Here is a 7,751-nt window from a genome sequence, read left to right as displayed (position 1 = left end):
AAGTCCGCGGCGGGCGCCGCGCCGCCGCGCCGCCCCGACGCCGACGGCCGCCGCGGCAAGCAGGCGCGGATGGCGGGCCGGGTCGCGTGCACCTTCTTCGCGGTGCTGGCACTGGTCGTCACCGGTGGCGGCTGGAGCTACCTGCGTGCCACCAACAACAGCTTCACCCAGGTCTCGGCCCTCGACGGCGCCACCGAGGACGTGCTCGACGGCGACATGCAGCTCGGTGACGAGAACTATCTGATCGTCGGCACCGACACCAGGGCGGGCGTCAACGCCGACCTGGGCGCGGGCACCACCGACGACGCCGAGGGCGCGCGCGCCGACACGGTCATGCTGGTGCACATCCCGAAGAACCGTTCGCGTGTCGTCGTTGTCTCCTTCCCCCGTGACCTCGACGTCACCCGGCCGCAGTGCGCGGGCTGGGACAACGAGAAGGCCGCCTACACCGATCAGAAGTTCCCCTTGGCGATGGGCGACAAGCTCAATGCCGTCTACGCGCTCGGCGGCCCCCGCTGCCTGGTCGACGTGGTGCGCAAGATGTCGGGTCTGAGTATCGGCCACTTCATCGGCATCGACTTCGCCGGATTCCAGGCGATGGTCGACCAGGTCGACGGCGTCGAGGTCTGCTCCACCAAGCCGATCATCGACGGCGTACTCGGCACGGTCCTCGAGACTTCGGGCAAGCAGCGCGTCAACGGTGAGACCGCACTCAACTACGTGCGCGCACGCCATGTCGTCGGCGAGGAGCGCAGCGACTACGACCGGATCCACCGGCAACAGCAGTTCCTGGCCGCCCTGCTCCGCGGGGCGTTGTCGAGCAAGGTGCTGCTCGACCCGGGCAAGCTGCAAGGCTTCGTCGAAGCGTTCCGGCAGCACACGTTCGTCGACGGCGTCGGCACCCAGGACCTGATGCTGCTCGGCCGATCGCTGCAGAAGGTCAATGCCGGTGCGGTGACGTTCATTACCGCGCCGACCGCAGGGACCACCTCGTACGGCAACGAGATTCCGCGCGAGTCCGATATCAAGGCGATCTTCCGCGCGATCATCGACGACCAGCCGCTGCCCGGGGAAGAGACCGCCCCGCCGGTCACGAGCTCGGCCGAACCGCCGCCGACGCAGGCGCCCAAGGTGCAGGCCGTCAGCCCGGGGTCGGTGTCGGTTCGGGTATCCAACGGAACCGGCCGCACCGGCGTCGCACAGCAGGCCGCCAACAAGCTCAGCACGATGGGTTTCGGGATCTACAGCGTCGGGAACTACCCCGACGGCAGCGAGTCGACGGTGGTGCACTACTCGATGGGCAACGAGGCGGCGGCCGCGACTGTGGCCAGTTCGATCCCCGGCGCGGTCATCGAACGCGACGACACCCTGGACGGGATCGTCGAGGTCATCCTGGGCTCGAGCTTCGCCGGACAGGTCCGTACCCCCACCGCGGTCGGTACCGAAATCCCCAACGTGGAGACCGGCAAAGCGATCGCGGCCGCACCGGTGGCCCTCCCGTCCGACCTCGAGCACATGAACGCGGCCGACACCAGCTGCGACTGACCCGCCACGCAGTCATCCGCCACCACCCCAGCGTCGGGTGCCGGGCGTCTGATCAGGTCGCTGCGGGCAAGATCCATTCCCCCATCGAGCGCTGCCCACTTCGTCGTGACATTTTGTGGTGTATGTCACACCATGGAACCGGGTGGCTTTCCCTCGCGTCCAAGTGTGTAGATCAACCGAACACCATTGGCGCGGAAGGGAATTGAGTCTCCGACTCAATCGGGCCGTGCTGTCGACTGTGGGGAGAAAGCTATGAAGAAGACGATTTCGGCCGCCCTCGTTATCGGGGCAGCCGCTGTGGGGATCACGACCCTGTTCCCAGGAGTCGCGACCGCAGTCGAAATGGACGGACTCTACGCGTCCTCGGACGAATGCTGGGCCGCGATCCGGGCCAAGACCCAAAACGGCACCTACGACGCCCCGCCGTTCACGTACTACTGCGCGCAAACGCCGAGTGGATACTGGATCATCACCCGCTAGTTCGGACGGCGACGGGTTCCCGGGCGGCCTCAGCGGAGGCTGTCGGCCGGCCGGGTGACCTACCCGCGGTCCGAAAGAGAACCGCAGCGCCGCATGGGGGCCGATCCGCTGCCGACGAGACCTTTACGTAGCAAACCCCGCTGAGCTGGCACGACACTGCCACACGGCATTAACCCGCCGTTGGGTGACAGCGCCGAGGGTACCCACTAGGGTCTGCAATCATGCGTGTCATCTACAACGAGCAAATGGCCGATCTCGCCAATCTTCTGGGCGAGATGGCCGGTCTCGCTGGCCAGGCGATGGAACAGGCCACCCAGTCGCTGCTGCAGGCCGACCTCGCCCTGGCCGAGCAGGTCATCGGTGAGCAGGACCGGATCTCGGTGATGATCACCGAGGCCGAGGAGAAGGCCTTCGCCCTGCTCGCGCTGCAAGCCCCCGTCGCGGGCGACCTGCGCCAGGTGGTGAGCGCCATCCAGATCGTCGCCGACGTCAACCGGATGGGCGCGCTGGCATTGCACGTGGCCAAGGTGACCCGGCGTCGCCATCCCAACCACGCCCTGCCCGAGTCGGTCAACGGCTACTTCGCCGAGATGGGCCGGATCGCGGTCAACATGGGCGCGGGCGCCAAGGAGGTGCTCGAGACCCGCGATCCCGAGCGCGCCGCCCAGCTCAACCAGGACGACGAGGCGATGGACGATCTCCACCGCCACCTGTTCACCCTGCTGATGGACCGGGAGTGGAAGTACGGCGTCGCCTCGGCCGTCGACGTCACCCTGCTCGGCCGCTACTACGAGCGCTTCGCCGACCACGCCGTCGAGATCGGCCGCCGCGTCATCTTCCTGGTGACCGGCGTCCTGCCCGGCGACGAGGATCTCGAAAGCTAGGACACGGCAACGAGAAAGCCCCCGCACTCCGATCGGAGGCGGGGGCTTTCTCGTGGTGGTGTCTAGCCGAAGCGGCCGGAGATGTAGTCCTCCGTGGCGCGCTGGGTGGGGTTGGAGAAGATCTTCTCGGTGTCGTCGATCTCGATCAGCTTGCCGGGCTTGCCCTGGGCCTCGAGGTTGAAGAAGCCGGTCTGGTCACTCACCCGCGCGGCCTGCTGCATGTTGTGGGTGACGATGACGATGGTGAATTCTTTCTTCAGCTCGGTGATCAGGTCCTCGATCGCCAGGGTGGAGATCGGGTCCAGCGCCGAACAGGGCTCGTCCATCAGCAGCACGTCGGGCGAGACCGCGATCGCGCGGGCGATGCACAGACGCTGCTGCTGACCACCGGAGAGGCCGCCGCCCGGCTTGTCGAGCCGGTCCTTGACCTCGTTCCAAAGGTTGGCGCCGCGCAGCGAGCGCTCGGCGACCTCGTCGAGTTCCTTCTTGTTGCGCACGCCCTGCAGCTTCAGACCCGCCACCACGTTGTCGCGAATGGACATGGTGGGGAACGGGTTCGGGCGCTGGAACACCATGCCGATGGTGCGGCGCACGCCGACCGGGTCGATGTTGGCGCCGTAGATGTCCTCGCCGTCGAGCAGCACCGCGCCCTCGACGCGGGCGTTCGGGGTCACCTCGTGCATCCGGTTCAGCGAACGCAGCACGGTCGACTTGCCACAACCGGAGGGACCGATGAAGGCGGTGACGCTGCGGGGCAGCACGGTCAGCTCCACGCTCGACACAGCGTGGAAGGCGCCGTAGTAGATGTTGAGATCTTTGACGTCGATCCGCTTGGCCATCTGAGTTATCCGTTCGCTTCTATCGGTTCCGGGTGAGCAGCTTGTTGACGCCGGCGGCGGCCAGGTACAGCGCCGCGATCATCAGGATGAGCGTGAGCGCCGCACCCCAGACACGTTCGCGACCGGCGGCCTCCGGGTTGGCCAGCTCTTGGTAGATCAGCAGCGGCAACGAGGCCATGTTGCCGTCGAAGATGTTCTGGTTGATCGACTTGCTGTAGCCGACCAGCACGAGCACCGGCGCGGTCTCACCCATGACGCGAGCCAGGGCCAGCAGGATGCCGGAGATCATGCCGGGCGCCGCGGTGGGGATGACGATCCGCAGGATGGTCTTCCACTTCGGCACACCGAGCGCGTAGGACGCCTCACGCAGCTCGTCGGGCACCAGCTTGAGCATTTCCTCGGTGCTGCGCACGACGACCGGCAGCATCAGCAGCACCAGCGCCAGCGAGACGGCGAAGGAGCTCTGAGGCATGCCGAAGGTGGCGATCCAGAGCGCGAAGATGAACAGCGCGGCGACGATCGAGGGCACACCGGCGAGAATGTCGACCATGAAGGTGGTGACCTTGGCGAGTCGGCCGCGACCGTATTCGACCAGGTAGACCGCGGCCATGATGCCCAGCGGCACCGCGATGATCGAGGCCACCGCGGACTGCACGATGGTGCCGTAGATCGCGTGGTAGACACCGCCGCCGGTCTGATCCGGCAGGATGCCCTTCTGCGAGTTCATCCACCAATCGGCGGACAGGATCGCGGTGATGCCCTTGGTGACCACCAGGCCGAGCACCCACACCAGCGGGATCAGCGCGATCACGAAGCACAGCGTGACCAGGCCGGTCGCGATGTTGTTCTTGATCCGCCTGCCGGTGCTGACGTGGCGGAACGTGGGCGCTTTGACCGGCTTGTCGAGGGTCGTTGTGCTGGTCATCAGCCGTTCACCTTTCCGCCGGAAGCGAGGCGGGCCAGCGCGTTGACGACGAAGGTCAGCGCGAAGAGGACGAAGCCGGCGGCGATGTAGGCGCCGGTCGGCAGCGGCGAGCTGAACTCCGAGGCCGCGGAGGCGATCTTGGAGGCGAAGGTGTAGCCGCCGTCGAACAGCGACCACTCACCGGCCTGGCTCGCGGTGCGCAGCACGACCAGGACCGCGATGGTCTCGCCGAGCGCGCGGCCGAGGCCGAGCATGGAACCGGCGATCACGCCGCTGCGGCCGTAGGGCAGCACGGTCATCCGCACGACTTCCCACTTGGTGGCGCCGAGCGCCTGCGCGGCCTCGATGTGAGCGCGCGGGGTCAGCGCGAACACCTCGCGGGCGACGGAGGTGATGATCGGCAGGATCATCACCGCGAGCACGACACCGGCGGTGAAGATGGTGCCACCGCCGCCGATCGAGACGTTGCCGTCGGAGAACAGGAAGAACCAGCCCAGCTTGTCGTTGAGGAACTGCTGGACCGGCGCGATCTGCGGCGCCAGCACCAGGAAGCCCCAGAGACCGAACACGATGGACGGCACCGCGGCGAGCAGGTCGATCAGCATCGTGAACGGCCTGCCGAGTCGCGACGGCGCGTAGTGCGTCAGGAACAGCGCGATACCGACGCCGATCGGCACCGCGACGATGAGCGCGAAGACCGAGCTCAGCACCGTCACCATGAACAGATCGCGGATGCCGAAGCGCAGGTGGTTGGCATCGTTGGTGGCGAACTCGGTGCTGGTGAAGAAGTTGACTTCGTCGGCCCTGACCGAGGGCACCGCGCGGATCAGCAGGAACAGGGCGATCAGCGCGATGGCCGCGACGATGGTCGCACCAGCTGCGGTGGCCAGCCACCGGAAGATCGTCTCGGCGTTCAGACGGCCTACGCGACCCGACTCAGGGGCCTTGTCGATTTTCGGTTCGGTCGGCATATTCGCAGTATCTCCGGCCGCCCGTGGGCCCGTCGAATTCGACGAGCCCACGGCGGTCACCTCAGGGTGCATGGTCATGGCCAGGAAGCGATCAGGAGATGGCGTTGATCGCGGTGGTCAGCTTGGTCTTGAAGGCGTCCGGCAGCGGCACGTAGCCCGCGTCGGCCAGACCGGCCTGACCGTTGGTGACGACCGAGGTCAGGAACGCCTTGACGGCCTTGCTGGTGTCGGCGTCGGCGTACTTCGAGCACACGATCTCGTAGGTCGCCATCATGATCGGGTAGGAGCCCGCGGCGGTCGGCTTGTAGAACGAGCTGGTGTCGAGCACCAGGTCGTTGCCCTCGCCCTTGATCTTCACGCCGTCGATCGACTTACCGGCCGACTCGGCCGACAGCTTGACCGGGTCCTTGGAGGCCGAGGTGATGATCTGCGCGATCGACAGGCTCTGCGCCTTGGCGAAGGACCACTCGTTGTAGGTGATCGAGTTCTTGGTGTTCTTGATCGCGGCCGAGGTGCCCTCGTTGCCCTTGGCGCCTTCGCCGACACCGCCGTTGAAGGTCTTGCCGCCACCCTTGCCCCACGCGCCGTCGGAGGCCGCGTCGAGGTAGAGCTGGAAGTTGTCGGTGGTGCCCGACTCGTCGGAGCGGAAGATCACGGCGATCTTCTCCGAGGGCAGCTTGGCGTTGGGGTTGAGCGCCTTGATCTCGGGGGCATCCCAGGTGGCGACGGAGCCGTTGAACACCTTGGCGGCGGTCGGGCCGTCGAGGACCAGGTCGGTCACGCCGTCGATGTTGTAGGTGATGGCGATCGGGCCGAAGACGGTCGGCAGGTTCCACGCCGGGGCGCCGCACCGCTCCTGCGCCTTGGCCGGCTCTTCCTTCTTCGAGCTCAGCGGCGAGTCGGAGCCACCGAAATCGGTCTGGCTGCCGAGGAACTCGTTCACGCCCGCGCCGGAGCCGCTGGAGGTGTAGTTCAGGGTGTAGCCGTCGCAGTTGGCCTCGTAGGCCGCGACGAAACGCTCCATGGCGTTCTTCTGCGAGGAAGCGCCCGACGCCTTGAGCGCCTTCTTGCCACCGCAGGCAACGCTGGTGTTGGCATCGGTACCGGCACCGTTGGTGTTCTCATCGCTGCCACAGGCGGCCAGGGTCATGGCGCCCACGGCGACGACGCCGACCAGGGCACTGGTGCGCTTGAAGTTCACTTTTCCTCCGACATTGCTGACGACTCGCTCGGTCCCTCACCGGCCCGGGCGAGTTGGGCGGTGCGGATCGCGGGAAACGCGCGCACCAGGCGACGACTGTGCCGCCCAGAAGTAACCTAAGGTCGCCCGGTTGACAGTTGGCCCGACGTGGGTTAACGCAAAATGAACAGCCCGGCGCGATTAGGGCGAGGAATGTGACGTTTGCCCCAGTTTTACTCGCGCGTACCCGGTCAGCCGCGCACTATTCAGCGGCGCCGAAGAATTCACCGCGACTGTGAGGTGCCTCGCAGTCGGTCAGACGACCGAGTAGGCGACGTCGATATGCGCCGGCGCGAACCCGAGGCGGGTGTAGGTGTGCACGGCGGCGGTGTTGTCGGCCTCGGTGTAGAGCAGCACCTCGGCCAGCCCTTCCGCGCGCAGGTGCCGCAGCCCGGCCAGAGTCAGCAGTCGGCCCAGGCCACGCCCCTGCGCGGCCGGATCGATGCCGACGACATAGACCTCGCCCGCCGGGGCGGCGTCGGGATGCACCTTGGTCCAGTGGAAGCCGAGCAGGCGGTCCGGGTCGGCGGCATCGAAGGCCAGGAACAGCCCGGCCGGGTCGAACCAGGACTCGGCGCGGCGGGCGGCGATGTCGCGCTCGGTCCAGCCGCCCTGCTCGGGGTGCCAGGCGAAGGCGGCGTTGTTGACGCGCAGCAGTTCGGCGTCGTCGGCGGGGCCGGTGTAGGTGCGCAGGACCAGCCCGTCCGGCACCACCAGTTCCGGTAGCTCCGGCGTTGCCAGCGAGCGGCGCATCTGCCACAGCTCCCGCGCCGTGGCCAGTCCGAGGCCGGCCGCGAGCGCCTTGGCGGCGGGCAGGTCGCCGTGCGCCCACACCCGCGCGCCGGCGCCGCCCTCGGCCAGCGCGGC

Annotated in this window: 8 protein-coding genes; 3 read left to right on the top strand and 5 right to left on the bottom strand. The window is 67.3% G+C overall.

Annotated elements, in window-relative coordinates; translation table 11 throughout:
• The 3 genes from ATM97_RS00440 to phoU form a co-directional block, all read left to right on the top strand.
• A partial coding sequence (locus ATM97_RS00440) for an LCP family protein (protein WP_218715902.1) occupies positions 1-1,545 on the top strand: 1,545 nt, incomplete at its 5' end.
• 252 nt (positions 1,546-1,797) lie between these two features.
• Complete coding sequence (locus tag ATM97_RS00435; protein ID WP_218715901.1) at positions 1,798-2,025, top strand: hypothetical protein; 228 nt, start codon at positions 1,798-1,800, stop codon at positions 2,023-2,025.
• A gap of 221 nt (positions 2,026-2,246) precedes the next feature.
• A complete protein-coding gene (gene phoU / locus ATM97_RS00430) occupies positions 2,247-2,909 on the top strand; it encodes a phosphate signaling complex protein PhoU (protein ID WP_218715900.1) in 663 nt (220 codons plus the stop codon).
• A 62-nt stretch (positions 2,910-2,971) separates the two neighbouring features.
• Here the strand turns inward: phoU and pstB are convergent, their stop codons facing one another.
• The 5 genes from pstB to mshD all read right to left on the bottom strand — a co-directional run.
• Complete coding sequence (gene pstB, locus ATM97_RS00425) at positions 2,972-3,748, bottom strand: phosphate ABC transporter ATP-binding protein PstB (RefSeq protein WP_218715899.1); 777 nt, start codon at positions 3,746-3,748, stop codon at positions 2,972-2,974.
• Positions 3,749-3,767: 19 nt separating this feature from the next.
• Positions 3,768-4,673 (bottom strand): phosphate ABC transporter permease PstA, encoded by a 906-nt coding sequence (gene pstA, locus ATM97_RS00420; RefSeq protein WP_218715898.1) that lies wholly within the window; start codon positions 4,671-4,673, stop codon positions 3,768-3,770.
• A complete protein-coding gene (gene pstC / locus ATM97_RS00415; protein ID WP_255586525.1) occupies positions 4,673-5,644 on the bottom strand; it encodes a phosphate ABC transporter permease subunit PstC in 972 nt (323 codons plus the stop codon). The genes pstA and pstC overlap by 1 nt, the downstream gene beginning before the upstream one ends.
• Before the next feature lie 91 nt (positions 5,645-5,735).
• Positions 5,736-6,845 carry a phosphate ABC transporter substrate-binding protein PstS gene (gene pstS, locus ATM97_RS00410; protein WP_218715896.1) on the bottom strand — a complete coding sequence of 370 codons (1,110 nt, stop codon included), beginning with the start codon at positions 6,843-6,845 and terminating at the stop codon, positions 5,736-5,738.
• A 294-nt stretch (positions 6,846-7,139) separates the two neighbouring features.
• Positions 7,140-7,751: mycothiol synthase (gene mshD / locus ATM97_RS00405; protein WP_218715895.1), on the bottom strand; the 612-nt coding region annotated here is incomplete at its 5' end.

The sequence above is a fragment of the Nocardia sp. MH4 genome (genome assembly GCF_019266065.1).
In the GTDB taxonomy this organism is placed as follows: domain Bacteria; phylum Actinomycetota; class Actinomycetes; order Mycobacteriales; family Mycobacteriaceae; genus Nocardia; species Nocardia canadensis.
The sequence above is the reverse complement of the archived record's forward strand: the minus strand, read 5'-3'. Positions and strand labels throughout refer to the sequence as shown.